This is a genomic window from Methylomonas rosea (genome assembly GCF_024505055.1).
GTDB lineage: Bacteria > Pseudomonadota > Gammaproteobacteria > Methylococcales > Methylomonadaceae > Methylomonas > Methylomonas rosea.
In genome coordinates this window covers 1-26,301 of the sequence record NZ_JANIBL010000041.1, presented here as the reverse complement: position 1 = coordinate 26,301, position 26,301 = coordinate 1, and the positions used below count along the sequence as shown (strand labels likewise).

The 26,301-nt window shown below is 51.2% G+C and carries 24 protein-coding genes; 10 read left to right on the top strand and 14 right to left on the bottom strand.

Annotated features, from left to right (window positions below; genetic code table 11):
- Positions 1-36: 36 nt before the first annotated feature.
- The 11 genes from NP589_RS21685 to rpoE form a co-directional block, all read right to left on the bottom strand.
- On the bottom strand, positions 37-1,689 hold the full coding sequence (locus NP589_RS21685) for a PAS domain-containing sensor histidine kinase (RefSeq protein ID WP_305891011.1): 1,653 nt from the start codon (positions 1,687-1,689) through the stop codon (positions 37-39).
- Entirely contained in the window at positions 1,686-2,969 is a 1,284-nt protein-coding gene (locus NP589_RS13535) for an HD-GYP domain-containing protein (protein WP_256607477.1), read from the bottom strand. Before NP589_RS13535 ends, NP589_RS21685 begins: the two co-directional genes overlap by 4 nt.
- Positions 2,970-3,378: 409 nt before the next feature.
- Positions 3,379-3,906 carry a hypothetical protein gene (locus NP589_RS13530; RefSeq protein ID WP_256607476.1) on the bottom strand — a complete coding sequence of 176 codons (528 nt, stop codon included), beginning with the start codon at positions 3,904-3,906 and terminating at the stop codon, positions 3,379-3,381.
- Between the two features lie 186 nt (positions 3,907-4,092).
- The gene (locus tag NP589_RS13525) at positions 4,093-4,821 is read right to left on the bottom strand and encodes a hypothetical protein (RefSeq protein ID WP_256607475.1); all 729 of its coding nucleotides are present in this window, start codon (positions 4,819-4,821) and stop codon (positions 4,093-4,095) included.
- Positions 4,808-5,869, bottom strand: coding sequence for a hypothetical protein (locus tag NP589_RS13520; protein WP_256607474.1), 1,062 nt, complete (start codon positions 5,867-5,869; stop codon positions 4,808-4,810). The genes NP589_RS13525 and NP589_RS13520 overlap by 14 nt, the downstream gene beginning before the upstream one ends.
- Positions 5,862-7,118 carry a hypothetical protein gene (locus NP589_RS13515; protein ID WP_256607473.1) on the bottom strand — a complete coding sequence of 419 codons (1,257 nt, stop codon included), beginning with the start codon at positions 7,116-7,118 and terminating at the stop codon, positions 5,862-5,864. Before NP589_RS13515 ends, NP589_RS13520 begins: the two co-directional genes overlap by 8 nt.
- 42 nt (positions 7,119-7,160) lie before the next feature.
- Positions 7,161-8,069, bottom strand: a complete 909-nt coding sequence (gene cysK, locus NP589_RS13510) for a cysteine synthase A (protein ID WP_256607472.1) — start codon at positions 8,067-8,069, stop codon at positions 7,161-7,163.
- Between the two features lie 13 nt (positions 8,070-8,082).
- On the bottom strand, positions 8,083-9,489 hold the full coding sequence (locus tag NP589_RS13505; protein WP_256607471.1) for a DegQ family serine endoprotease: 1,407 nt from the start codon (positions 9,487-9,489) through the stop codon (positions 8,083-8,085).
- A 43-nt stretch (positions 9,490-9,532) separates the two neighbouring features.
- Positions 9,533-10,477 (bottom strand): MucB/RseB C-terminal domain-containing protein, encoded by a 945-nt coding sequence (locus NP589_RS13500; protein ID WP_064008563.1) that lies wholly within the window; start codon positions 10,475-10,477, stop codon positions 9,533-9,535.
- Positions 10,478-10,481: 4 nt separating this feature from the next.
- Positions 10,482-10,988: a sigma-E factor negative regulatory protein gene (locus tag NP589_RS13495; RefSeq protein ID WP_064008562.1), complete on the bottom strand. Its 507-nt coding sequence runs from the start codon at positions 10,986-10,988 to the stop codon at positions 10,482-10,484.
- Positions 10,989-10,998: 10 nt separating this feature from the next.
- Positions 10,999-11,589, bottom strand: coding sequence for an RNA polymerase sigma factor RpoE (rpoE, locus tag NP589_RS13490; protein WP_064008561.1), 591 nt, complete (start codon positions 11,587-11,589; stop codon positions 10,999-11,001).
- A gap of 127 nt (positions 11,590-11,716) precedes the next feature.
- On the opposite strand from rpoE, the gene nadB reads away from it, so the two are divergent.
- The 4 genes from nadB to NP589_RS13470 all read left to right on the top strand — a co-directional run bounded on the left by nadB (position 11,717) and on the right by NP589_RS13470 (position 17,148).
- Entirely contained in the window at positions 11,717-13,372 is a 1,656-nt protein-coding gene (gene nadB, locus NP589_RS13485) for an L-aspartate oxidase (RefSeq protein WP_256607470.1), read from the top strand.
- A 257-nt stretch (positions 13,373-13,629) separates the two neighbouring features.
- Entirely contained in the window at positions 13,630-15,351 is a 1,722-nt protein-coding gene (gene olsF, locus NP589_RS13480; RefSeq protein ID WP_256607469.1) for a bifunctional ornithine lipid synthase OlsF, read from the top strand.
- Between the two features lie 14 nt (positions 15,352-15,365).
- Positions 15,366-16,382 (top strand): M14 family zinc carboxypeptidase, encoded by a 1,017-nt coding sequence (locus NP589_RS13475; protein ID WP_256607468.1) that lies wholly within the window; start codon positions 15,366-15,368, stop codon positions 16,380-16,382.
- Positions 16,375-17,148, top strand: a complete 774-nt coding sequence (locus tag NP589_RS13470) for an alpha/beta fold hydrolase (protein WP_256607467.1) — start codon at positions 16,375-16,377, stop codon at positions 17,146-17,148. Before NP589_RS13475 ends, NP589_RS13470 begins: the two co-directional genes overlap by 8 nt.
- Before the next feature lie 9 nt (positions 17,149-17,157).
- On the opposite strand, the gene NP589_RS13465 is transcribed toward NP589_RS13470, so the two are convergent.
- Both NP589_RS13465 and NP589_RS13460 read right to left on the bottom strand, forming a co-directional pair.
- A complete protein-coding gene (locus NP589_RS13465; RefSeq protein WP_064008628.1) occupies positions 17,158-17,475 on the bottom strand; it encodes an H-NS histone family protein in 318 nt (105 codons plus the stop codon).
- A gap of 62 nt (positions 17,476-17,537) precedes the next feature.
- Positions 17,538-18,233 carry a DUF2914 domain-containing protein gene (locus NP589_RS13460; RefSeq protein WP_256607466.1) on the bottom strand — a complete coding sequence of 232 codons (696 nt, stop codon included), beginning with the start codon at positions 18,231-18,233 and terminating at the stop codon, positions 17,538-17,540.
- 139 nt (positions 18,234-18,372) lie between these two features.
- On the opposite strand from NP589_RS13460, the gene NP589_RS13455 reads away from it, so the two are divergent.
- The 3 genes from NP589_RS13455 to NP589_RS13445 are packed head-to-tail and all read left to right on the top strand — an operon-like array spanning position 18,373 to position 23,095.
- On the top strand, positions 18,373-21,216 hold the full coding sequence (locus NP589_RS13455) for a 2-oxoglutarate dehydrogenase E1 component (RefSeq protein ID WP_256607465.1): 2,844 nt from the start codon (positions 18,373-18,375) through the stop codon (positions 21,214-21,216).
- Positions 21,206-22,396, top strand: coding sequence for a 2-oxoglutarate dehydrogenase complex dihydrolipoyllysine-residue succinyltransferase (odhB, locus tag NP589_RS13450; protein ID WP_256607464.1), 1,191 nt, complete (start codon positions 21,206-21,208; stop codon positions 22,394-22,396). The genes NP589_RS13455 and odhB overlap by 11 nt, the downstream gene beginning before the upstream one ends.
- Before the next feature lie 60 nt (positions 22,397-22,456).
- Entirely contained in the window at positions 22,457-23,095 is a 639-nt protein-coding gene (locus NP589_RS13445; protein WP_256607463.1) for an MBL fold metallo-hydrolase, read from the top strand.
- A gap of 173 nt (positions 23,096-23,268) precedes the next feature.
- Here NP589_RS13445 and NP589_RS13440 read toward each other — a convergent pair whose 3' ends face one another.
- A complete protein-coding gene (locus NP589_RS13440; protein WP_064038045.1) occupies positions 23,269-23,715 on the bottom strand; it encodes an Rrf2 family transcriptional regulator in 447 nt (148 codons plus the stop codon).
- 111 nt (positions 23,716-23,826) lie between these two features.
- On the opposite strand from NP589_RS13440, the gene NP589_RS13435 reads away from it, so the two are divergent.
- From NP589_RS13435 to NP589_RS13425, 3 genes are read left to right on the top strand one after another with little or no spacing between them, the layout of a single operon-like run.
- Positions 23,827-24,165 carry a hypothetical protein gene (locus NP589_RS13435; protein ID WP_256607462.1) on the top strand — a complete coding sequence of 113 codons (339 nt, stop codon included), beginning with the start codon at positions 23,827-23,829 and terminating at the stop codon, positions 24,163-24,165.
- Positions 24,158-24,763: a c-type cytochrome gene (locus NP589_RS13430; RefSeq protein WP_064008553.1), complete on the top strand. Its 606-nt coding sequence runs from the start codon at positions 24,158-24,160 to the stop codon at positions 24,761-24,763. Before NP589_RS13435 ends, NP589_RS13430 begins: the two co-directional genes overlap by 8 nt.
- The gene (locus NP589_RS13425; protein ID WP_256607461.1) at positions 24,764-26,269 is read left to right on the top strand and encodes a cbb3-type cytochrome c oxidase subunit I; all 1,506 of its coding nucleotides are present in this window, start codon (positions 24,764-24,766) and stop codon (positions 26,267-26,269) included.
- The last annotated feature ends 32 nt before the right edge of the window (positions 26,270-26,301 follow it).

Genomic DNA, 26,301 nt, shown 5'->3' with positions numbered 1-26,301 from the left:
GGTGGATTGCCTATCGGCAAAATGACGGAACGCCTGTCAGCTAGTCCGCGGCAAAAGTACCCGAAAGCAAGTACCCTTTCCGAGTTCGCTCTTCACCTCTATCCGCCCATTGTGTTTTTTAACAATCCCATAGGATAGCGATAGACCCAGGCCTGTGCCCATGCCGACCGATTTGGTGGTAAAGAACGGATCAAAGATTTTTCCAAGCTGTTCGGGTTTGATGCCCTTGCCGGTATCCTCCACCTCAACCCAAACACTTTTCTCGTCATGACCGGTGCGAAGCGTAATTCGACCGTGCTCCTCAATCGCCTGCACCGCATTGATCAGAAGGTTCATGAACACCTGGTTGAGTTGGGACGCGATGCAGTTGACCTCGGGGATTCCGCCATATTCCTTGACGACATCGGCTTTGTACTTGATTTCGTTCCACACCACGTTAAGCGTGCTGTCGAGACCCGACTCAAGATTCGCCGATTGCTGTTCCAATTCGCCGACGTGAGAGAAATCCTTCAGATCCTTAACGATGCGCCGCACCCGCTGCAAGCCGTCGAGAGATTCCGCCAGAAGATTGCCGATGTCGCCGCGCAGATAGCCGATATCGATTTCCTGCTTCAGATGCGTAATATCTTGCAAGGCCTCGTTCACCAACGTATCTTCGATCCGTTCGTAAGCCGCCAGCAATCTGAGCATCCCATCGACATACTCCTGCAAGGTACTCAAGTTGGAGTTGACGAAGCCAATGGGATTGTTGATCTCATGAGCCACGCCGGCAGCAAGCTGGCCAATCGAAGCCATTTTTTCGGATTGCAGCAGTTGCATCTGGGTTTCTTCAAGCTGCCTGATGAGATCCTCTTGACGCGCCTTCTCGGCCAGCAATTGGGTATTCGCCATTTGCAGGGAGGCAGTGCGCTTATGCACCTGCTCTTCGAGTTCGTCTCGGGAATCGCGCAAAGCTTCCTCGGCCCGTTTGCGTTCGGTGATATCGTTGAAGCCGAAGACACGGCCGATGATGTGCTCACCCAGATATTGCGGCCGCGATCTGCATTCGAAAATTCGACCATCATTGAGACTCAGGATATCTTCGGTTTCGCTGTTGCCGACCAGCTCCCGCAGGCGAATACGCAATACTTCCGGCTCGACAACCAGCCCGGCAATGAACTCGAGAATATCCGCTTCCTCCCTCTCCAGCAGCAAGTCGTCCGAAATGCCCCACATGCTACTGAACTGGCGGTTCATGTTGGCGATCTTGCCATGCCAATCGATGACCAGAATGCCGTTGCCTGTCGATTCCAGCGTTGCCCTCAGCTGGGACAATATCTGGGCCAGGGCATCCTCGGCCTTGTGTTCGTTCTGAACATCTCTGGCCTGTATCAGAATCAGAGGGCTGCCTTCATGCTGAATGACCTTGACGGATTTGGTCACCATCAACATCGAACCATCGGCGCATTGATAAAGTCCGTCCTGGGTCTCGATATCGAGATATTGGCCGTTACGGACATCTTCCCAATAAAAAACGTCTTGCAATGAACTTTCGATATTGGTGATGGCCATGGTTAGCAATTCCTGTTCCGAATAGCCAAGCATCTTCTCTACAACCTTGTTGGCGATGATGATCCGCAACTCGCCGGGTTCAACCAGCAACATCATATGCTGGCTGTAATCAATCATCAGATGTTCGAGGCTGCTCATCTGGCGGCTTGCTCCTGGCCGGGTTGGCTCGGATCGAAATAATAATTGACCCGTTTGCGTGGACTGAGATAGTTGTATATTTCCCGCGGCACCTGCGCCGGTCTGATCGCCTTCGCAATATTCGCATCTGCTTCGCACGCCATGTCCACCAGGATCGCTTCATCCCTGGGAATATCCGCGTCGTAGATGAGCACCAGCGGTTTCATCGGCTTGGCGGTATTGACGGTGACGACCATACCGATCACTCCATTGGAAAACTGCACGATCGTGCCGGGCGGATAAACCCCAAGACAACGGATGAAGACCTGGAGCAGTTTCTGATCGAATTTGTTGCGCAACTTGGCGAACATCGTCGACAGAGCCTCATGGGGCGTCAGTGCATCGTTAATATTCACCGGGTTACACAGTTCATCGTAATGGTTGGCAATGACGACAATGCGGGAAAGCAAATCGATAGCTTCGCCTTTGAGTTTACTAGGGTAACCAGTCCCATCGAACAATTCGTGATGTTCGCGAATGATGGTCAAGACGGCTGGTGCAAGCCCCAGTCGCTGGCCGATACCCGCGCCATATTGGCAATGCATTTCGAACAAATGGCGCTCAGCCTGATTGAGCGGGTCCTTTTTCATCAGAATTTTTGAGGGTATTTCCTTATGACCAATATCGTGGAACAGTGCGCCTATTCCCAAGTTGCCGACCAACTCTTGGGGCAAGCCGATGTCGCGAGCCATCATCAGGGACAGCATGGTTACATTCAAGGAATGGTAATACAATTCCTCGGCACCCGCCTTGCCTATCATGACGTGGATAGCGAGTTCCGGCGCGGAAAGCAGCGAGTCGACAATTTGGTCCACCAATTGTGTCGCCTTTCGCACGGTCTCCGCCGGCATGGTAAACAAGTTTTTCTCGATGCCGTGAATGGTTTTAGCGCTATCGATAAAGGCATTTTCAATTCGTGCAGCCGCCTCTCGCTGCTGCTGGATACGCTCGACTAGCGCGAGTTTGGCCGCCAATACCGGCGAAATATCCGGCTTGGCTTCATCCTGTGCCTGCGGTATCTGCTGTGTCTGCTGTGTCTTTTGAGGTAGCGGATTGCAATCGCTGAGGGCCGGATCGTAACGAATCGACTTGAGCCCGAGACTCCGGATGGTCTTGATCTGTGCCTCGTTCTTTATCTTGAAATGGCTGAACGAGAAAGGGTGATCAAACCACTTGAGATCGAGGTGGACATACAACCCGACCCGCAGCTGCTCCATGGTAATGTTGAAGTTATCTTGCATCGGGATTGACAGTCCGATCTACTTTTGTCAAATGGAAAAATGCGGAATGCATGCCGTCTTGACCAACGCTCTGCCCCCGTCCATTCGAAGTTTTGCGACCATCTTTAAAGGGATGTAGACGCCGCATCAGTGTGTTTGACCGAAAGCGTAGGGGAAATAAGGAAAATAAGCAAACCAGGATTCAAGTTGAGTTGATCTCCGTGTCAAGCAAAAGCCAGGAAACTAAATGGCGAGGAATTCTCCTCTCTCCAATAGCTCCATGCCTTGCCTTCTGCATCCATATAGTCGTTCATCAGGAGATGAGTAATTTCTCGGCGCTTTGCAGTGTCTTGCGATTCGCTGAATAGTTGCAACCTGCCAACGCTTGAGTTGGCAATAACATGAAAGTGTTTAGCTTAATTTATGCCGATTACCGGGATCTTTTATCCCGTTCCAGTTCCAAATACTTATGCCGTAAATCGACATAATTACCGCCTATCCATTGCCAAAATGTCGCCGCTGCTTCCGGATCGGTGCTGATTAACTTCACGGCTATCGCGCCGTTGCTGCTGATGTCGGTAATCTGCGCGTCTATGTCGATGTTGGCTTTGTTCTTGACGACGCGTCTGTCGGTATCGACCCGAAAAGTCACCGGCTCGCCCACCTGAAAGACGATGTCGCGTTTTAAACCGCCCAAAAACTTCAGGCGATATTCCGGAACGGATTGAAACGGCAAGACAAACTCTGCATGCCAGCGAAACGGCGGACATTGGATGGGGCCGCTGTTCTTCGGAAAGTGTACGGTGTAGCCATCGTCGACCTTGGCTTTAACCACCCCTCTGGTATAAATTTCGTGACAATTGGTCAGTACCGCGTCGCCCGGCTCCAGGCCGTATTTCGCAGCGTGCACAGACAAGCTATTGAAAGCCACGATAAATCCCAAAACGATTATTTTCATGCTGCTCTCCTGATTATTATTGTTAACTTTCATCCCTAAACGTTTGGCTCGGCCAAGCAGAGACTAGACATCAAATCCAATTCCTAGCTTAGCGGCTGTGCACCCAGTCTGTAACGGGCACCAGGTGTTGTCAATATTTTGCCTGCAATCAAGCATACCCGGGGGGCGGAAAACCAAATTCCATCTTTATCGCGGTGGCGCCGTGCTGGGTTGAAATGGACCAAGCAGGCTACGCACCAGCGTATTGGTTTCGTCGATATCCACAGTGATCATGTGCCCTGTGTTAGTACCTAAATAGGCTTGCATGGCCGCCGCCATATACGGGAACACCAGGCGTAAGTCATTGCTGGAACCGTTGCTTTGCACGCTGGTTTTCCATAGCTGTTTGCGCTGTTGCTGTTGCAAATAGGCCTCTTTATCGCAGGCTTCCAGCACCAGGTAGCGCCGGAATGTCGTATAGGATTCGGTACGTTGCGAATAGCCGCCGACGCCGAAGCCCGGATAATAGCCGTTGTAAAATCTGGACATTCGGTACGGATAGTAATACCCCATGTCGTTCCACAATGGTACCTCGTAAGTGTATTGATGCACTTCAGGGGCACCGACACCGTAACTCAGGAACATCACCAAGTTGCTGTCCTGGATACTGTTGGCCTTGCTGTAACCGCGATTAGCCAAGACTTTTTCGATATAGGTTTTAAATTCGATAAACTGCAAATCCTGTTCGTTTGCACCGGCATTGCCCGGCAATACCACAAATCGCATAGCGCTTTGCGGAGCGCTAACGGCGACTAGCGAATCGATTTCCGTGCGAAATTGCAGCGGACGCGGTGTGGTACTACAAGCCGCCAGCAACGCGGTCAGTAGCAAAACCAACAGCCGATAACTTACACCTATCAATTTATTGCTCTGCATGATCACTCCCTGTTTCGTTCGTTGAACCATTCTCTTGCCATAAGCTTTGCGTGCGTTGCTGCAAGCGAATATCGGCAAGCACCTTTTTATCGTGCAATTCCGCCTGATGGGTCAATTGTTCTGAGAGCTGCTGACTTTCCGCAAGCCTTTGCCGGGCCTGCTGGGCTTCCTGGGCAAGCAACTCCGCTTCAAGACGCATGGCCTTTAATTCGTTTTCGTGGCGTAGCTGTTCGGCATACAAACGCTTCTCAAGTTCCAGTTGCTGACTGAGCTGATCTTGTTTGTCTTCAAGCAGGCGCCGCTGTTTTTCGGCTTCCTGAGCCTGCATCTGCAATTCCAACTCGGATACGCGGCGCAAATGTTCCAGTTGCAGGCGCTTTTCGTGTATTTCCTCCTCTTCCAATAAGCGTTGTTGCCGGGACAGCTCGCGGGTGCGCTCTTCATTCAATTCAAAAGTCTTTTTCAACACGTTCAGATAAACGCTATCCCGGCCCAGCTGCACGTTCGGAAATTCGTTAAAACTGGCCGTTAGACTGCATAGCGCTTGCGATTGAATATGCTGTTGCATCAACACTTGGTTGATAGCCAGGGCGATACGTTTTTCGATGTCGATCAGGCCGCTATGAATCCAGTTGCCATCGGCCAGCGCTTGCAGCTCAAGATTGACCACATCGTCGATAATATCGCCATACAACTGCTTGATATGTTGGTTAATCGTGGGCAGCATTTCGCTGTTTTTCAGCACATAAGCCAAGGTAGCCTGAAAGCGCAAATCCAGTGCCAAGTCCACTGTGCAAAAATCGTCGAACATACTTAGCTGTCGCCGGTATTGCCAGCTTTCTATCGTCAGCGGGTGAATATGGTGATAGAAACGTTTGACGAATTTTTTCGGCCGTAGATAGAGTTTTTTATACGGGCCGAGTTTGAGCTGCACCACTTGCCGGTCGGCATCGAAACCGGCAATCCACTGCTCCGTATCGGCGAGCGACTCTTCGAATAAGTCGCCGCCGGCCAGCCAGGCTTCCAATTCTGTTCCGGGGCTATTCATGGCTAACGGCGCCGGGCGCGGCAACGGTTTTTTGTTTAAGCGCGGCGATTTTGTCGGACATTTTTTCCGCGATCAGCGGATACAGATTCGGCGCAAACTCCACGGTCCTGTCGTCCACTTTACGCAAAAAACCGCGACTGAGTAATAGCCCGACCACGAACATCCGCGACCAATCGGAATAGCGCCGGGCTTTTTCCAGGTCGGATTTTTCGATTACCATTTCCAGCTCGTCGTTTTCGTTGATCCGAAACTCGGTGAATTGCCGCAGGCATTCGAACACCAGTTCTTCTTCCTGGATCGTTAACGGTCCCGGCGCGGTAAACTCCAAGCGATAAGACAGCAGCACCGTGAAAAAATCCACCATCGCCGCACAGGCAAATGCAAACCATGAAAACCCGCGCCACATCGCAAACGAGGGCTTTACTTCCTCAACGAACTGTTTGTACGTCATTAGCAAGGGTGCATCGGGTAAAGACAGGCCGATGCTGCTGGCCAGTTGGTTAACACCCAGCTGAATATCCTGATAATTCTTTAAAAATTGTGAATAGGTGGCTTCCTTGTCGTTGGTTACATCCAACTGATTCAGGTTGCTTTGTAACAGGCGAATATTGCTGTCCAGCGCCTGAAAAGCTTGCTCCTGCTGTTGCAAGGCCTGCTTTTTTTCTTGATAAATTTGGTTGTAGTGGCGCCAGAACGGCCCTTCTCCCACCTGATTTTTATAGCCGGGCCCGATCTGATTGTGTGTACCGAAATAGGCCTGACTGGCATCCAAGGAAGCTTTTTCCAGATCAAGTTTTTGTTGGTGCAGCATCTGGCTTTTAACTTGCAGGATACCGTCCAGATAACTTTTAGTTTGCTGCCTCAACTCGTTCAGCCGATTGATATGCAGGGTTTCCTGCTCGGATATTTCGTAAAACTTGAAATACGAAAAAGTCACCGATGCGGTAATCGCCACAGCCAACGACGCTACCACGGTAAAGTAGCGCATTCTGTTTGCCTTCCAATGGATGCCGGCCATTTCCAAGGAACAGATAACGATGATGGACTGAATGGCGACGGTAATCACCAACGCAATCCAGGGGGTGATGAAATGCGATAAACCGTAATAGGTGGTAAAGCCGGACGACAGGCTGAGCATCAGGACGATGGGTATCGTCCAGATACGTAACATGCTGACAAACAGGGTTTGAATGCGGTTAATAAAATAACCGAGTCCGGTAGAACGTATTTTGATGCTGGGATTTGTCATTGTTATTATTTTTGCTCCAGCAGAATGCGGGATAAAACGGCGTTAGCTCATACTTAAATAGCGCTCGCCGGTGTCGTGAATAATGGTCACCACGGTTTTACCGGCACCCATCTGTGCCGCGACGCGCACCGCCGCGCAAACACTGGCACCCGAGGAAATACCGGCCATTATGCCCTCTTCTTCGATCAGCCTTTTGCGCATCGTAAAGGCTTCTGCCGTGGTGACCAATTCAATGCCATCCAATAGATCGACTTCCAGATTCTTGGGCACAAAACCGGGCCCTATACCCTGAATTTTATGCGGCGAATGCGTGCCGCCGGAGATCAGCGGGGACTCGGCCGGCTCCACCGCAATCACTTGGAACTGCGGTTTACGGTTTTTGATCACGTCGGCAACCCCGGAAATGGTACCGCCGGTACCAACCCCGCACACGAAGGCATCGAGTTGACCATCGGTAGCAGACCAGATTTCCTGGGCAGTGGTTTGTCTGTGAACTTCCGGGTTAGCGGGATTTTCGAATTGATGGGGCATAAATGCCCCCGGCGTTTGCCTGACGATTTCCTGCGCCTTGGCAATTGCACCGGTCATACCTTCAGCACCCGGTGTCAACACGATTTCCGCACCATACAATGCCAATAATTGCCTGCGCTCGATAGACATGGTTTCCGGCATCGTCAAAATGCAGTGGTAACCGCGCGCAGCGGCGATCATGGCCAAAGCAATACCGGTATTGCCGGAGGTCGGCTCGACAATAGTACCGCCGTTGCGCAAGCGCCCCGCTTTCTCGGCGGCTTGAATCATGGCCAGACCGATTCTGTCCTTGACTGAACCGCCGGGGTTTCTCGATTCCAACTTTGCCAGCACAGTCGCGGAGTTTTCCAACACGACTTTATGTAATTTCACTAAGGGCGTATTGCCGATCAATTGCGTTACATTGCTGGCGGTAGGCATTGAGTTACCTCAATTATTTCTCGATTTTAAACGCTAAAAACACCGGACTGCCGTTACGTTGTACCAAAAGTGCTATCGATTTTTCAACCGGTAATTTCGCGACGATGGAATTAAACTCGGCTGCATCGCGCACCACATTATTTTGAATGCGTAAAATAATGTCACCTGGCTGGATGCCGGCATCCATCGCAATACCTTTGTTAACTTTTTGTACCAATACCCCGTTTTTTTCCACCTGCGATTGCTGGCGTTGTTCGCTTGTTAAATCAGCAACAGCCAATCCCAGCCGATTCACAGCCACTTCAGGGGCGGCGGCGGGCGCGTTTGCCAAAGAGGAAGGTTGCGCAGGCAGCAAACCGATTTTCACACTAAGATCCTGCTTATCACCTTGGCGAATGATTTTAACCTTGGCTTTTTCATCGATAGGCGTCATGCCCACTCTAGGCGGCAATTCGCCGGAAGTTTCGATTATTTGACCATTAAACTCGACAATAATATCGCCGATTTGAATACCGGCTTTTTCTGCAGGGCCGCCTGGAATAACTTTTGATACCAATGCACCGTGCGGTCTATCCATGCCAAACGACTCCGCCAACTGCCGGGTCACATCCTGGATTTGTACACCCAACCAGCCGCGCGAGACTTTACCCTTGCTTTTAATTTGGTCGACCACGTTCATCGCCACATCGATAGGAATCGCAAACGATAAACCCATGTAACCGCCGGAACGGCTGTAAATTTGCGAGTTAATCCCTACTACCTTGCCTTGCATATTAAATAAGGGGCCACCGGAATTACCCGGATTGATGGCTACGTCGGTTTGAATGAAAGGCACATAGTTACCATCAGGCAGACTGCGCCCTTTGGCACTGACGATACCAGCGGTGACGGATTGATCAAAACCAAACGGCGTACCGATAGCCAGTACCCACTCGCCCACTTGCAATTGCTCCGGCGAACCGACTTCCACTACCGGCAGGTCTTTCGCCTCTACCTTCAACAAGGCCACATCGGTGCTTTCGTCGGAGCCTATCAATTTGGCGATCAACTCCCGGCGGTCTTTCAATTTAACGACAATCTCGGACGCATTGTTAACTACATGGTGGTTAGTCAATACATATCCGTCCTTGGAAATCACAAATCCCGAGCCCAGGGAGTTGGTTTCTCGTGGTGAATTACCACCACGCCCAGGCCCCTGGAAGAACCGCCGAAAAAACTCTTCCATTTCCGGTGGCATATCCTCCGGCATTTGCTGCTGATCGACGCCGGCCTGCGGATCGGCAGCCTTCTGGGTAGTACTGATGTTAACCACAGCGTCCCCGTTGGTTTTAACCATTTCAGTAAAATCAGGCAATTGCGCATAGCTTGCATCAATCGCCACTAAAAATATCAAAACTCCATAAAACAGCTTATTAAGCATGTAATCTCCACTCATACATTTGATTTGTTACAAAAAGGACACGCTAACGTAGCGCTATGCCGTCAGCAATTAGCTCGACTGTTTTGGCGGGTACTTCACCCAATACGGTGAATTGTGTATCGCCAATCACCTTACTGAAAGAATTGACAGAACCCAGACTATGCAAACCGTTCATACCTTGCGATTCTTTGGCTTCCAGATACACCGACACCGTAGAGAAACCGTCGCTAATCAATAGATGATCCACGGCTTTCTGAGATTGCTGGATGGAATTGCGAATAAAAAATACCGGCTCAAACCCTGCCGGCCAATTCTTCAACACGAATCTGGCATTTTCAAACGGTTCGGCTTGAGTAGCGTGGATGTGTTTGACATGAAAGCTGTTGTCGTCGACATTGCCGGCATGGGGCTCGGCCGATGAATCGGTCATTAAATCGGTGAAGACTACTTGTTCCAGGATGCTGCCGTCTAAATTGTAAACTTCTACTTTCAGCGGCAAAAAATGCTGGGTATCCACCCAGATTTTTCTCGGGTAACGCAGCGCATCAGTAGGTTCGACACTAACGATTTGCGTCGGCAACATGGCGATAGATTCCTGGCCGGACAAACCTAGTTGGTAATATTTTTCCAGAGTTGCGGTGTTCTGCGGCAAATTGACGATAAACGAGCTGTCAAGCGGATGGTGATTCACCACTTTCTGACTGGTTTCTTTAAACACGCAGGTCACTTCGTTGGATTTGCGAGTCACTTCCCGCATCGGCGAATTCAACGACGCCAAGTGCTCCTGTTCAACGCCGTTTTCGACACTGTGCCGATATTTCATCGTATCGAGCTGGCCGTTTTTCATGAAAATCACGGTACCTCGATAATTGAGGGTTTTCATCGCCCGGTTCATATTATCCAGCCATTGCCGCGCCGTAACTTGATCCTTATCGGCGACAGCGCTTTGGCAAACAACGCATAGCAAAAAAGCTTTTAAAACTCTCACGCGGTTATTCCTGCCGATAGCCCACCACCCGCGCATATGGCTGCCCCGCTTGCACGCTATTGACATACATCGCGTTATCATGAGCTTCCAGATAATCCTTGAATCGAGCATGCATTTCCTCGGCTGATGCCTCTTTACTCTGGGCCACTATCTCGACCGTGGCGAAAGGATTATGCATTTGCTTATCCACTTTGCTACTGACCCATACAACGGCCAGCGCTACCGAGGCGGCAATCGCCAGCGCCGCTTTTTGCCAATTTACCGCCGACTTTTTCCGGGGTAGGAAGTAAGTAGGTTCTTGCCGAATCTGTTCGTGGATCTTGTCGACAAAATCGCTGGTAACGTGGGAGTATTCGCCACTCTTCATTACTTGGCTGGCAATTTGATAGCGACGCAACTTGTCTTTTAGCAAGCCGTCGTTCTGCAAAGACTTCAATAGCGACAACGCCTGCTGACTATCCAGTTCGTCGTCTATCAGTTGAGAAAGTTTTTCGTTAAGTTGTTCTTGCATCGATACACCTTTAGTCGAGCAATGGGTTTAATTTTTGGTCTATGGCTTCGCGAGCCCTAAAAATCCGCGAGCGTACCGTACCGATGGGGCAATCCATCGCTTCCGCGATTTCCTCGTAACTCATCCCTTCAAACTCCCTGAGGGTAATTGCAATCCGCATCTCTTCTGGTAACCTCTCGATAGCCGATTTAATGACCGCCACAATTTGTTCATTCATCAACAAATTTTCCGGCGTTTCTATATCTTTCAGTTGCGGCGCGTTTTCTACTTGTTCGGCGTCTTGGACATCGATCTCGTAATCAAAATGACGGCGCGAACGCGACAACAAATAGTTTTTGGCAGTGTTGATCGCTATGCGATACAACCACGTGTAAAAAGCGCTGTCACCCCGAAAATCACCCAAGGCCCGGTAAGCCTTGATAAAGGTATCCTGAGCGACATCCTGAGCTTCGCTCGGGTCCTTGACGTATCGGTTCACCAAGTGCACGATCTTGTGCTGGTACTTGATCACCAAAAGATCGAAGGCGGATTTATCCCCTTGCTGCACACGCCGCACCAGCTCTTGATCCAGATCTTCGGTATTCCTTTCTTGTTCGTTCACTGCGCTATTTTGATATTGAAGTGGACAGAATTAAACCTCATTAGTTCTGGCAACACAAAAAAAATTACCGCAGGATTAAAACCAGATATTATTCAAAAACGCTAAAACTATTCATCCGGCCGCAAAGTTGACCACACAGACAGCAAACCAACCCATCAATACCGCTGATTCTTATTATGACATCCTCATCGCCGGCAGCGGCGGCGCCGGCCTGAGTCTTGCGCTCCATCTTGCCGACACCTACAAGGTGGCGGTGCTCGCCAAATTCGCGTTGACCGAATGCAGCACTTACTACGCCCAAGGCGGAATTTCCGCCGTGTTCGACGAAGAATACGATTCCATCGAATCGCATATCGAAGATACCTTGATTGCCGGCGCCGGCCTTTGCGACCCGGAAATCGTCAGGTTGACCGTCGCTCAAGGCCGGCAAAGCATCGAATGGCTACGGCAACAAGGTGTGAACTTTACCGAAGAGCGTAACGCCGACGGCGCCAAACAATTGCATTTAAATCGCGAAGGCGGTCATTCACATCGCCGTATTGTGCATACCGACGACGCCACCGGCAAAGCGGTCTCGCTGTCCTTGATCGAACGCGCCCAGGCTCACCTCAACATTACCCTGCTGGAATACCACAACGTCGTCGAGCTAATCACCGCCAGCAAACTGGGGGCGAGCGAACAACGCATATGCGGCGCCTATGTGTTGGACAGTAAATCCGGCAGCATCAAATCGATAGCCGCCAAGGTGGTGGTACTGGCGACCGGGGGCGCCAACAAGGTGTATTTGTATTCGACCAACCCGCATATTTCCAGCGGCGACGGTATTGCGTTGGCCTGGCGGGCCGGCTGCCGGATCAGCAATATGGAATTCATGCAATTTCATCCCACCTGCCTGTATCACCCGACCGCGCGTTCGTTTTTAATCAGCGAAGCGGTGCGCGGCGAAGGCGCGCATTTGATCTTGCCGGATGGCGAGCGCTTCATGCGCCGTTACGACGAACGCATGGAACTGGCGCCGCGCGACATCGTCGCCCGCGCCATCGATAGCGAGATCAAAAAACACGGTATTGAATGCGTCTATCTGGACATCAGCCACAAATCGCGAGAGTTTATCCAAAAGCATTTTCCCACCATTTATATGCAATGCCTGGAGCTGGATATCGACATCAGCCAGCAACCGATTCCCGTGGTACCGGCAGCGCATTATACCTGCGGCGGCGTATTGACCGACGCCAACGCCCGCACCGACATCCCCGGTTTGTACGCGATTGGCGAAGTCGCCTGCACCGGTTTGCACGGTGCTAACCGCATGGCCAGCAACTCATTGCTGGAATGTTTAGTATTCGCCGAACAAGCCAATCAGGACATTCGCCGCACATTCGCTCAATTACCGGGACCGCTGCCGCTGCCGGATTGGGACGAATCCAAAGTCGGCGACTCAGATGAGGAAGTGGTGATCGCTCACAATTGGGATGAATTACGCCGCTTCATGTGGGATTACGTCGGCATCGTCCGCACCAACAAACGCCTGGAACGGGCTATGAACCGGCTAGTCTTGTTGAAAGAAGAAATCGCCGAGTACTACGGTCAGTTCCGCATTACCAGCGACCTGCTGGAACTGCGCAACCTGGTCATCGTCGCCGAGCTGATCATCCGCTGTGCGCAACAGCGCAAGGAAAGCCGGGGTTTACATTACACCAAGGATTATCCGGATCTGGACAACAGCCAGCCACCGCAAAACACCGTGTTGACGCCGGAGAAACCCGGCCGGAAAACTTACTGATTATCGTCGGTGTTTTGCGAAAACAAGACTAAAACGGGTTGAACATCCTCTTCCGGCCCGCCAACATCGGGCACCTAAACCGCAATTTTAGCGAAGAATAAACAGCACCAACGGCCTGCTCTAGCGTTTGGGGCACGTCGTTTGCGGCTTATCAACCATTGGCTGACAGGCTTTTTCATCAGCCTGCGGCTGACATATTTCTGACATATTCGCTCACTAGAATCCCCGCCATACTCCTTTTTCCAGGACACTGAGCGATGATCGATGCTGAACGCATTCTGCAAGAAACCTATCCGGACTTTAAATTAGGCAAGGACAATAAACTGGTCGTAAAAGCTTTAAAAAAACTGATCCACGAAGACGATTTCAACGACGTTATCCGCAAAAACCAGCACCTACGCGGCTTCGCCTTCCTCGACAAGCTACTGAATTACTTCAAATTCAATTATCAAGTCAGCAACGATTGTTATAACAATATTCCCTCCGAAGGCCGCTTGCTGATCGTCGCCAATCACCCTATCGGCACCCTGGATGGCTTGGCCTTGGTGAAATTGATTCGCTCCGTGCGGCCCGACGTGCGCATCGTTGCCAACCGAGTCTTGTCGCACATGGAGCCTTTGCAATCGATCTTTCTGCCGGTCGACGTGTTGTCCGATAAGAAAAAACTGAAAGACGTTTATAAAGTGATGCTGGAGGCACTGGAAAACGAAGAAGCCATCATTTTCTTCCCGGCCGGCGAAGTGTCGCGCATTACTCCCAAAGGCATCCGCGACGGTGCCTGGCAATCCGGCTTTATCAAACTGGCCCGTAGGGCGCAGTGCCCCATCCTGCCGATCTTTATTAAAGCCAAGAATTCGGCCTTGTTCTATAGCGCCTCCACGCTATACAAACCGCTGGGCACGATGCTGCTGGTGAAAGAAATGTTCAATAAAAAGGGCCAGGAAATCAAATTCATGGTCGGCGCGCCGGTGCCTTACCAAGTCATCGCCGACAGCGAGGAAAGCAACAAACAGCTCAGCCAACGCTTTCGTAAGCACGTGCAAAACCTGGGCAAGAAAAACAAACCGGCGCTATTCGAGACGGTCGCCACCGTGGCGCATCCTTCCGACACCAAAGCGGTGAAGAAGGCGCTATACCAATCTCGTCTGCTTGGCGAAACCCGCGACGGCAAGAAGATCTTTTTATACCAGTTTCGGGACGATTGCCCGGTCATGCGGGAAATCGCCCGTTTACGCGAGCTGACCTTCAGAACCGTCGAAGAAGGTACCGGACTGGCTTTGGATCTGGACAAATTCGACATTTACTACAGCCATATCGTGCTGTGGGACGACAACGATCTGGAAATCGTCGGCGCCTATCGGGTCGGCGAAGGCCCGGCCATTATGGCCAGCCATGGCGTGGACGGTTTCTATACGCAAACCCTGTTCGATTTGCGCAGCGAATTTGAGGCTTATCTACCCCACAGCATTGAACTGGGCCGCAGCTTCGTGCAGCCGCGCTACTGGGGACAACACAGCCTGGATTATCTTTGGTACGGCATCGGCGCCTATTTACGCGAACGGCCGGACATCAAATATCTATTCGGCCCGGTCAGTATCAGCAATGCTTATCCACAGGCGGCCAAGGAACTGATTATCGGTTTTTATCAACAGCAGTTTGCCTCCGATTTACAGCACACCAAGGCCAGAACGCCATTCGTAATTTCGCAACAAGGCAAGGCATTTGCCGCAACCGAATTCAGCGCCGATTACTCAACCAGTTTTAAAGTATTGAATAGCGAACTGAAAAAACTGGGTGTCAAAGTCCCTACGCTTTATAAACAATACGTGGAATTATGCGTCGATAAAGGCTGCCATTTCGTCGCCTTCAATATTGACCCGGACTTCAACAATTGTATTGACGGCCTGATCATGGTAGAGGTCGATAAAATCGCGCCTAAGAAAAGACAACGCTACATCGAAAAATCGCTGGCAGGATAGAGTTGCGCGAATTCATGGAAAATCGTTCATTCCCGGAGCTGGAACAGTTGGAAGCGCTGATCGAGCAATTCGGCGACCGCGCCCGTTGCGAGATCGTCGAGCAAATTACATATAAAGACAGGCAATTTCCCATTCATTGCCTGAGCCTAGGCTCGAACAGCCCGGACGTTCCGGTATTGGCCTTTTTCGGCGGCGTGCATGGTCTGGAGAAAATCGGCTCGGAAGTGATACTGGCCTACTTACAAACCATCCTGCAATTATTGGATTGGGATGAGGAATTTAACGCTCGCTTGCAACATTCACGGCTGGTATTCGTACCCATCGTCAACCCGGTTGGCGTCTATCGAGGCACCCGCTGTAACGGTCATGGCGTGGATTTGATGCGTAATTCGCCGATCGAAAGTATCGGTAATACCCGCCTATACAGCGGCCAGCGTTTCAGTGCCAAACTGCCCTGGTATCGCGGCGATGAATCGAAAATGGAAAAAGAAGCGCAGGCGCTGTGCCGGGTGGTACATAAACATTTGTTCAACGCGCCCTTGTCGATTGCTATCGATCTGCATTCAGGGTTTGGGATTCACGATAGATTATGGTTTCCCTATGCGTCCTGCCAGACGCCGTTTCCGGGCATTGCCGAAGCATACGGCTTAAAACAATTGTTTGATCGCTGCTACCCGCACCATTTCTATAAAATCGAGCCAATGAGCCAGGAATACGTCATCAGCGGCGACTTATGGGATTATCTATATGACGATTTTATCGACCGGCACGGCAAACAGCGCGTGTTTCTGCCCTTAACCCTGGAGATGGGCTCCTGGTTGTGGCTGCGCAAAAGCCCGACGCATTTGTTTCAACGTCACGGCTTGTTCCATCCCTTGCTGCCGCATCGCCAACAGCGCATTATGCGCCGGCATTTAACCTTATTCGATTTCTTGTATCGCAGCCTGCTTTATCCGCAAAAATGGGCGACGTTAAACAGTCTGCAACAAGAGAGCTATCGGCAACAGGCTATGGATTTCTGGTATGCGTGAGTCAGCCGGACAACATTGGTTATTACTGCGTGGTCTATGCCGAGAGGCTGCACATTGGGGAACTTTTCCGAATTTGTTGCAGCAGGCTTTTCCACAATCAACCGTCAGCACTATCGATTTACCCGGCACCGGCCGGTATTACCGAGAACCCAGCCCGGACGACATCGAAGCGATAACGGAACAAGTCCGCCGCCAGGCTTTAGGTGATGGTTTAGTGGCAGAGCCTGTCACGCTACTCGCATTATCCCTCGGCGGCATGGTAGCCTGGGAATGGTTGCAGCGCTATCCGCAAGACATCGCCGCAGCCGCCCTGGTTAATACCAGCCTAGCGGGCTTAAGCCCTTTTTATCGGCGCATGCGTTGGCAGAGTTATCCGCAGTTTTTTAGGCTATTGCTGAAAAGGGATTTGTACAACAGGGAACTAGCGATACTTCAGCTGGTTAGTAATCGGCGGGATCATTACCCGGAAACAGCCAAAGCCTGGACCGCCATACAGCAAGCTCGGCCGATCAGTCTTGCGAATTGTGTCAGACAGTTGAAAGCCGCAGCGCGATATAAGCCTGATCATAGAAAGCCCGAAACGCCGTTGCTGCTATTGAACGGCCGGGGCGACCGTTTAGTCGCACCGGCTTGTTCCGACACCATTCATAACAAATGGCAAATCGACATCTTCACGCACCCGTGGGCGGGGCATGACCTATGTTTGGACGATGGAGCCTGGGTGGCAAACCGCTTGCGGGACTGGATGAACCAGCCAACGGTTTAAATCCGAAGATTACTTAATTTCAAACTCGGCTTTATTGCGACCGGACGCCAGTAATTCCTGCATCCATTTCGGCGCCAACCCGCGGCCCGACCAAGTTAAAGACGCATCGTTAGGGCTACGGTATCTAGCCGCAACTTTACCGGTTTTTCTTTCGGATTTCTTCTCGCCGTCTTGAATATCGACAGTTACACCGATAGAAGCCGCCAATTCCTTTATTTGCGTAATAACTTCCTTACGTTTACTGGATTGTCTTTCTTTTAATGCTTTTTCGGCATTATCAATAACAGCCTGTAATTCGGCTTCGGATAGTTTATTAAAGTCAGTCATATTTTCCTCGTTAATCAAAAAACGCAATCAATTCTATCACCCGGCGTTTCTAAATAAAACTATTATTCGGGATTTACTGAAAAATTGACTTCGGAATATACCTTGCCTTTCTTATCCGTCAACTGTACTTGCCATTCGCCTTTATCTTTAGCCGACAAGGTTTTACTGGACCATACCTTGGTTATTTTGTCTTTCATATCCAATTGTTTTTGATGCACGATTTGACCGTTACGCGACCAACGATGAAACAAAGCCTTGCCCTTCATGTTTTTTATCTCGCTAAAATAAAAAACTTCCTGGGATTGGTTAGGAATAACTCTCAGCGGCGACTTAATCGGCTCGCCAGGTTCATCATCCTTGGGCTCACTATTTAAAGATGCTCTGATAACCTTACGATCCAATATAATCGCCGCCGGCTTTTTAACAGTGTCGATTTTTTTAACACTTTCAGAGTGGGCTGATTCCTTAGGCACTATCGCCGGCACTGGCTTTTCTATTACCGCAGGCTCTTGCCGTTCAACAATTTCAGCATCCGTGGTATTAAATTGTTGAACTTTTTCCGTGGTATCGATCTGAGTATCAGTATCTTCGTCAGCGCCGCCAAACCATGAAAATAATACTATTACTATCAAAACTAAGGCCAGAGCCGCAACCAGTATCCTGCGAATATGCCAAACCGTTACCGTTTGCGGCTCCGTGTTTATGCCTGAGTGTTTCTTATCATAATTAATTTTGATAACTACTTTATTATCAGCCATGTTTTTTCCCGATATTGAATCAACCAAATGAAACTGGAATCACTTGATGCACTAGCCCGTTACAACACATTGTCCTTGGTAATATAACATTTTAGTTCTAACATAATCGGTTCAACTTGCCGAAAACCTGGATGTTTGCATGAGTAGCCTGCTTAAACAATTCGAAGAGTCCTCCTCATTGTACGGAGGCAACGCCCACTTCATCGAGTACTTGTACGAACAGTACTTGAGCAATCCGGAATCTATCAGCCCAAGCTGGCGACAGCGCTTCGACCACATTCGTAGCGGCGCCACCGAAGATACGCCGCATAGCGTGATTGTGGAACGCTTCGAAAAGCTGGCGATTGCAGAACCGGGCAGGCTGGCCAGAATGCAAGGTTTTACCGAGCAAAGCGTCAAGAAACAATCGGCGGTAGCCCGCTTGATCAATCATTACCGGGTCAAAGGCCATCAGATAGCCTCTAACAACCCGCTTGGTCAATCGCAAAGCGTCCCCGCTGACTTGGAACCTATATATTATGGTTTGACGGAAGCGGACATGAGTACGCTGTTCGACACCGGCGGCCTGTGCGGCGTCGACCGCTTGCCCTTAAAAGCGATTATTCAAACGCTTAACGAGATTTACTGCGGCAGCATCGGCAGCGAATACATGCACATCGTCGATGACGAAAAGAAGCGTTGGATCAAGGATAAGCTGGAAGGCGCGAAACCGGATTTCAGCAGCCATCCGGAAAAACGCCAATGGCTGTTAAAGTTATTAATTGCCGCCGAAGGTCTGGAACGGTTCCTGCACCGTAAATATGTCGGCCAAAAACGCTTTTCGCTGGAAGGCGGCGAGTCCCTTATTCCGGTACTCGACGAATTGATCCAGCGCGCCGGCGAACACAAAGGCAAGGAAATCGTGATCGGCATGGCCCATCGCGGCCGTTTGAACGTACTCATTAATATACTGGGCAAAAGTCCGGCGGTATTGTTCGGCGAGTTCGAGGGCACCCACACCTCCTCGCCAGGCGTACTTACCGGCGACGTCAAATACCATCAAGGCTTTTCCTCTAATATCGCCACGCCGGGCGGCCCGATTCATTTGACGCTGGCTTTTAATCCGTCGCACCTGGAAATCATCAACCCGGTGGTGGAAGGCTCGGTAAAAGCCCGCCAAGATAGGCACGGCCCGGATGGTTTCGATGCGATTCTGCCGATATTGATTCATGGCGACGCCGCTTTTGCCGGCCAAGGCATTGTCATGGAAACCTTGAACATGTCGGAAACGCGTGCCTTTTCCACCGGCGGCACCGTGCATATCGTCATCAACAATCAAATCGGTTTTACGACCAGCAATCCGTTCGACGCACGCTCCACCCTGTATTGCACCGATGTGGCCAACATGATTCAGGCACCGGTATTTCACGTCAACGGCGACGATCCGGAAGCGGTGATTTTCGTCACGCAACTTGCTTTGGATTACCGAAACACCTTTCATAAAGACGTGGTGATCGATTTAATTTGCTACCGCCGCCACGGCCACAACGAAGCGGATGAACCGGCCGCTACCCAGCCGATGATGTACAAATCCATCCGCGATCATCAAACCCCGCCACAAATCTACGCACAGAAATTAATTGCGGAAGGCGTGGTCACGGAAGACATGGTGCAGAAAATGGAGCAGGATTACCAACAACTGCTCAACGAAGGCCAACCGGTATCGCGACCGATTATCGAAAACAACATCTATTCCTATTCGGCGCGCTGGGTACCGTATCAAAACAAACATTGGGACACGCCCGCCGACACCTCGATAAGCCTGGAGCATCTCCAATTCTGCAACCAACGCCTGCAAAGCTTGCCGGACGGTTTTGAGTTGCACCCTAGAGTCGCCAAGGTAATGGAAGACCGCAATAAAATGGCGGCCGGCGAAATCCCGATGGATTGGGGCTTCGCGGAAAATCTGGCTTATGCGACGCTGCTACTGGAAAAATACAATATGCGCTTGACCGGCCAGGACATAGGCCGCGGCACTTTCTCGCATCGCCACGCTATTTTGCTGAATCAAGCCAACGGCGAGAACTACATCCCGCTCAAACACCTAAGTGAAGACCAGGGCCGCGCGCAAATCTTCAACTCGCTGCTCTCGGAAGCCGGCGTCTTGGGTTTTGAATACGGTTACAGCTCCACCGAACCGAATAAACTGGTGATATGGGAAGCGCAATTCGGCGATTTCGCCAACGGCGCGCAAGTGGTAATCGACCAGTTCATTTCCTCCGGCGAAACCAAATGGGGCAAGCTCAGCGGCTTGGTGATGCTGCTGCCGCACGGTTTTGAAGGTCAAGGGCCCGAACATTCCTCGGCCCGCCTGGAGCGTTATTTACAGTTATGCGCCGACCACAACATTCAAGTCTGCGTCCCCACTACACCGGCACAAATTTTTCATCTATTGCGCCGGCAAATGTTGCGCCAATATCGTAAGCCGCTTATCGTAATGAGCCCAAAAAGCCTGCTGCGCCACAAGCTGGCGGTATCGACGCTGAGCGATTTGACCCATGGCGAATTTTTGAACGTGATAGGCGAACAGGACGATATCGATCCCTACCATGTCACCCGCATAGTGTTGTGCGCCGGCAAGGTATATTTCGATCTATTGGAAGCGCGCCGCCTGGATCAGGAACAACTGCGCCATGTCGCTATTATTCGTATCGAGCAGCTCTACCCATTTCCGAACGAACAATTCAAACGCGAAATCGACAAATATCCGAATATCGAACATATTGTCTGGTGTCAGGAAGAACCGAAAAACCAAGGCGCCTGGTACCAAAGCAAGCACCATTTTTTCGATTTGCTAGACAAGAATATTCCGATCAGCTATGCCGGCAGGGTCGCCTCGGCGTCACCGGCGGTCGGCAATTACAAAACCCATCTCAATGAACAACGCGCCGTGGTAAACGCCGCGCTCTATGGCAGCAACGAAGGAAATACACATGAGCTTTGAAATTCTGGTCCCCAGCCTTCCCGAATCCGTATCCGATGCCACCTTGGTCGCGTGGCACAAACAGGCCGGCGAATGGGTTAACGAAGGCGACAATCTGGCCGATCTCGAAACCGACAAAGTCATCCTGGAAGTACCGGCACCCAAATCCGGGACACTGGTGGAATTGGTGGTTCAAGACGGCGAAACCGTGGTGGGCGGTCAACTACTAGCGAAATTGGACGCCCAGCAAGCCAAACCCGCTCAGGTAGCCGAAAAAACCGAAGAAGCCGTCCTTAGCCCTTCTGTCCGCAAATTGGTCGCCGAAAAAGACCTTGATCCGCAAGCCATCGCCGGCTCCGGAAAACATGGCCGGATTCTGAAAACCGATGTATTGGATTTCTTGAACGAGCAAGCGAAAGACCCTGCGCCTGCGCCTGCTCCCGCACCAGCACCGGTAACGGAAACCCACTCGCCGTTATCGGCTACAGCCGTCGCCAGCCTGCGCCCGGAACAGCGGGTACCGATGACCCGCTTGCGCGCCAAAGTCGCCGAACGATTACTGCAAGCCCAGCAAAACGCGGCGATGCTGACCACCTTTAACGAAGTTAATCTAAGTGCCGTCATCGATCTGCGCAATCACTACAAAGATCGTTTCGAAACCAAACACAGCATCAAGCTAGGTTTCATGTCCTTCTTCGTGAAGGCATCCATTGAAGGCTTAAAACGCTTCCCGGCGATTAACGCCTCCATTGACGGCAGCGACATCATTTACCACGGCTATTACGACATCGGCATTGCCGTCACCACGCCGCGCGGCTTGATCGTGCCGATTTTGCGCGATGCTGATCAGCTGGATTTTGCCGGCATTGAAAAAGGCATACACGATTTCGGCAATAAAGCCCGCAACGGCTCGATCAGCGTCGAAGACCTCAGCGGCGGTACCTTTACCATCACCAATGGCGGCATCTTCGGCTCCATGCTATCCACCCCCATCCTGAATCCGCCACAATGCGCGATTTTAGGCATGCATGCTATCAAGGACAGACCGGTAGTGGAAAACGGCGAAATCGTGATTCGGCCTATCATGTACCTGGCCTTGTCTTACGACCATCGCTTGGTGGACGGCAAAGAAGCGGTGCAGTTTTTGGGCATCATCAAGGAATGTTTGGAAGCACCAGCGCATTTGCTGTTAAACATCTAAATACACCAAACCACAGCTCCCGCGAAAGCGGGAGCCCAGCAAACCAGCTATTTACCGAGCATGCGCTACACCATAATCCCCGTCACCGCCTATCAACAAAACTGCACCTTACTGGTCTGCGAACAAACCAATAAAGCCGCCTTGGTCGATCCGGGCGGCGATCTGGATGTATTACTGAAGGACGTTAAAAATCAAGGCGTGGCGTTGGAATCGATTCTGGTCACTCATGGTCATCTCGACCATGTCGGCGGCGTGGCCGAGCTGGCTGAAAAACTCTCGTTACCGATCATCGGCCCGCATGTGGAAGACGATTTCTGGATACAGGCTTTGGCGGAACAATGCCGAATGTTCGGTTTTCCGGAATCGAAAAGCTTTACGCCGCAGCGCTGGCTGAACGACGGCGATACGGTAAAGGTTGGCAACGAAGTGTTACAGGTGATTCACTGCCCCGGCCATACGCCCGGCCACGTGGTGTTTTTTAGCGAAGAACAGCGTTTGGCCTTGGTGGGCGATGTGTTGTTCAAAGGCTCGATAGGCCGTACCGATTTCCCCAAGGGCGACTATCAAACCTTGCTCGACTCAATTCAGTTAAAACTCTGGCCCTTGGGCGAGGATGTGAAATTCATCCCCGGCCACGGCCCGATGTCTACTTTTGGCGCGGAAATGCGCAGCAATCCATACGTTGGGGCCTACCGCTAACCGAGCAAAACCATGCCAAGGCCAGGTTGAAATGGAGGAACTAGCATTTCGGGTAATAGCCTTTTATTGACAACAGTAGAATGGGTAGAGCGAAGCGAAACCCATCAAATATCCTCAAACCGATGCGATGGGTTTCGGCTATCGCCTTTACCCATCCTACACATTGCAATGCCTTAGCCCTGTTTTGGCGGTACTGCGTCCAAGCCGCCCGGCAGGGGGCCGGGCACCAAATCGCTCAAAACCGCCTTATCCAAAGTCTGTAAAAACTGCTCTACAGCGCTGCCTAACAATCCTATCAATCCGCAACCACTCTCCAGAGCGCAACGGCCCTGTTTTTTAGGATTAAAGCATTCGGCCATCTGAAAGTGCCCCTCCACTTCCCGCACCACATTGCCGACACTAATCTCCCGCGCCGGCCGGGATAAGCGAATGCCGCCGCCCTTGCCGCGCACAGTTTGCACAAAACCTTTTACGCCCAGTTTGTGTACCACTTTGACCAAGTGGTTTCTGGAAATGCCGAAAAACTCGGCCAATTCCGTAATGGTTACTCGTTTTTCGGTGTTGATAGCCAGATAAATCAGTACGCGCAGCGCGTAATCGGTGTGTGCAGTCAATTGCATGTCGGTGAGTTCAGTTAAAGCCGTATTTGAAATAAATGTTAATGACGCTTACACTTGCCAAAAAGTTGCATTTTAAACACATGTTATAAAACCTTCCGGCGGTAAAATTTAATGTTGATCGAACCCGTTGCCCTGTCCGATTTTTTCCTGAGCTTTTTCAGCGCGGCGTTGATCATTCTGTTGGCCACCGTTTACGCCTCATTGTATGCCTGGGCCAAAATCAGCGGCCGTCGGGCGTTGAGCATCGGTGCCTGGCTGACCTACGCCGCCCTATTGATTTGCGTCGGCGTATTCAGCTACGTCAATCATTTTAACGATTATTGGCTGGTGCTGTCGCTGTTAATGGCGCTGGGCTACGGCTGGATGCCGCGACTAATCTGGAAACTGTGCGCCGCGACGCACGACGAAGATACTCATAACAATCATCAATCTGGAGGTCATCATGACTGAGCAAATCCCGCCCCGCTGGGCGTCGGAAACATTCTGGAAAAAAACCGCGATCTGGGTTACCGGCGGTTCTTTTGTGCTTTTAGTAATTTTAAGCTTCGATTCGATGAAACAAATCAGCGCCGGCGGCCCGCGCGTGCCCGCCTATAGCGTGATTAACAAAGACGTCAGCTATCGCTTCGACAAGGCCAAGCAGCGCTATCAACCAACGATAGGCGATGACGCGCCATTGTTCGGCAAAACTCTGAGCGAAGAAGAAGCCGAAAAACTGGTCGACCACGGCAAAAAGACCGTACAAGCCAAAAACTGCATGAATTGCCATACCTTACTCGGCAACGGCGCCTATTACGCACCGGATTTAACCAAAGCCTGGCTTGATCAAGGTTGGGGCGCCAAGGAATCCCGCGAGCAAATGATGGTGAATTTCCTGCTCGATCCGGAAAAAAATGCCCGCACTTACGGCTCCAACCGCAAGATGCCGAATCTGGACATCACGCCGCCGGAAGCAGAAGCCATCGTCGCCTTCCTGAAATGGATGTCGTCTATCGACACCAACGGCTTCCCGCATAATTTCATCGCGCTGGGCGAAGAGGACAAATAAATGACGCTACAAGCCTATCAAGAAAAAGCGGCCGTCTGCTGGACCGGTTGCAAACAAACTCATGCCGAGTTCATGGCCAACCCCAATTTAAGCGGCGGACAAAAACTGGCGGTGCATTATTTTACCGTCGCCATGGTGTTGTTTATGGCGCAATTGCTATTTGGTTTGCTGGCCGGATTGCAGTTCATCTTCCCGAGCTTTTTGTACGAAATCCTGGATTTCAACGTCAACCGCATGGTGCACATCAACGCGATGGTGGTGTGGATGCTGTACGGCTTTCTCGGCTCAGTGTACTGGTTTCTGGAAGATGAAAGCGGCGTGGAGATCGTCGGTCTGAAATGGGGGCAACTGGCATTTTGGGTGCTGACCGGTGCGGTCACCATCGTGGTACTGGTTTACCTGCTCATTCAAATCGGCAGCGGCACCGACACATCATTGTGGCTGATTAACGAAGGCCGCGAATACATCGAAGCGCCGCGCTGGGCCGACATCGGTATTGTCGTGGTGATGCTGACTTTCTTTTACAACGTCGCGGCGACCTTTGCCAAAGGCAAATGGTCGGGTATAGCCGGTGTGTTGACCCTGGATTTAGTAGCATTGGCCGGCTTATACCTGGCCGGGATGTTTTATGTGACTAACATTTCCGTCGATCAATATTGGTGGTGGTGGGTGATCCATTTATGGGTGGAAGCCACTTGGGAAGTGCTGGTGGGTTGCATCATGGCCTGGAGCTTGATGAAATTGTTGGGCGTACGCCGTAAAGTCGTACAAACCTGGCTGTATATCGAAGTGGCGTTGATGTTCGGCTCCGGCATCTTGGGCCTGGGCCATCATTATTTTTGGATCGGTACGCCGGAATATTGGTTCACCATCGGCGGCTTCTTCTCCGCACTGGAGCCGATTCCATTGGTCGCCATGGTGGTACATTCGATTTACGATGCCGGCGCGCATAAATTTAAAAACAGCAACCACCCGGCCCTGGCCTGGATCATCGCTCACGCCTTTGGCAACTTTCTCGGCGCCGGCGTTTGGGGCTTTATGCACACGCTGCCGCAAATCAATTTATATACCCACGGCACCCAATGGTCGGCGTCGCACGGCCATTTAGCTTTCTTCGGCGCCTATGCCACCATCAATATCGCCTTCTTTTATCTGGCCGCACAGCAAGCGCGCGGTAAGGTCTGGATGGGCGGCGGGCTTGCCAATGGCTGGCGCTGGAAAACCGCCGCAGTGCTATTGAATCTGGGCGTGATGGGCATGACGGTGGCTTTATTGATCGCCGGCTACGAGCAATCCTTTATCGAGCGAGCAGTCGAAGGCTCAACCTGGGCCGGCTATTTCGCCGCACAAAATCACCCCTGGTTTATGCAGGCGATGATTTGGCGCATGGTATTCGGTTTGATGACTGCGGTAGGCGGCGGTTTGCTATTCTGGGATTTACTGGAAATCGGCAAGGGCGAGCAACGGCCGGCGGCAGTGATAGACAGCGAAGCCGTTAACCCGTAACGCAGTGACGGGCGGATTGCCGGCCGGCAATC

Excerpts from the sequence above, each read along its gene's own strand:
- NP589_RS21685 (WP_305891011.1), bottom strand. The coding sequence starts at position 1,689 with ATGAGCAGCCTCGAACATCTGATGATTGATTACAGCCAGCATATGATG.
- NP589_RS13535 (WP_256607477.1), bottom strand. The coding sequence starts at position 2,969 with ATGCAAGATAACTTCAACATTACCATGGAGCAGCTGCGGGTCGGGTTG.
- NP589_RS13530 (WP_256607476.1), bottom strand. The coding sequence starts at position 3,906 with ATGAAAATAATCGTTTTGGGATTTATCGTGGCTTTCAATAGCTTGTCT.
- NP589_RS13525 (WP_256607475.1), bottom strand. The coding sequence starts at position 4,821 with ATGCAGAGCAATAAATTGATAGGTGTAAGTTATCGGCTGTTGGTTTTG.
- NP589_RS13520 (WP_256607474.1), bottom strand. The coding sequence starts at position 5,869 with ATGAATAGCCCCGGAACAGAATTGGAAGCCTGGCTGGCCGGCGGCGAC.
- NP589_RS13515 (WP_256607473.1), bottom strand. The coding sequence starts at position 7,118 with ATGACAAATCCCAGCATCAAAATACGTTCTACCGGACTCGGTTATTTT.
- cysK (WP_256607472.1), bottom strand. The coding sequence starts at position 8,069 with ATGCCTACCGCCAGCAATGTAACGCAATTGATCGGCAATACGCCCTTA.
- NP589_RS13505 (WP_256607471.1), bottom strand. The coding sequence starts at position 9,489 with ATGCTTAATAAGCTGTTTTATGGAGTTTTGATATTTTTAGTGGCGATT.
- NP589_RS13495 (WP_064008562.1), bottom strand. The coding sequence starts at position 10,988 with ATGCAAGAACAACTTAACGAAAAACTTTCTCAACTGATAGACGACGAA.
- olsF (WP_256607469.1), top strand. The coding sequence starts at position 13,630 with ATGATCGATGCTGAACGCATTCTGCAAGAAACCTATCCGGACTTTAAA.
- NP589_RS13475 (WP_256607468.1), top strand. The coding sequence starts at position 15,366 with ATGGAAAATCGTTCATTCCCGGAGCTGGAACAGTTGGAAGCGCTGATC.
- NP589_RS13470 (WP_256607467.1), top strand. The coding sequence starts at position 16,375 with ATGCGTGAGTCAGCCGGACAACATTGGTTATTACTGCGTGGTCTATGC.
- NP589_RS13465 (WP_064008628.1), bottom strand. The coding sequence starts at position 17,475 with ATGACTGACTTTAATAAACTATCCGAAGCCGAATTACAGGCTGTTATT.
- NP589_RS13460 (WP_256607466.1), bottom strand. The coding sequence starts at position 18,233 with ATGGCTGATAATAAAGTAGTTATCAAAATTAATTATGATAAGAAACAC.
- NP589_RS13455 (WP_256607465.1), top strand. The coding sequence starts at position 18,373 with ATGAGTAGCCTGCTTAAACAATTCGAAGAGTCCTCCTCATTGTACGGA.
- odhB (WP_256607464.1), top strand. The coding sequence starts at position 21,206 with ATGAGCTTTGAAATTCTGGTCCCCAGCCTTCCCGAATCCGTATCCGAT.
- NP589_RS13445 (WP_256607463.1), top strand. The coding sequence starts at position 22,457 with ATGCGCTACACCATAATCCCCGTCACCGCCTATCAACAAAACTGCACC.
- NP589_RS13440 (WP_064038045.1), bottom strand. The coding sequence starts at position 23,715 with ATGCAATTGACTGCACACACCGATTACGCGCTGCGCGTACTGATTTAT.
- NP589_RS13435 (WP_256607462.1), top strand. The coding sequence starts at position 23,827 with ATGTTGATCGAACCCGTTGCCCTGTCCGATTTTTTCCTGAGCTTTTTC.
- NP589_RS13430 (WP_064008553.1), top strand. The coding sequence starts at position 24,158 with ATGACTGAGCAAATCCCGCCCCGCTGGGCGTCGGAAACATTCTGGAAA.
- NP589_RS13425 (WP_256607461.1), top strand. The coding sequence starts at position 24,764 with ATGACGCTACAAGCCTATCAAGAAAAAGCGGCCGTCTGCTGGACCGGT.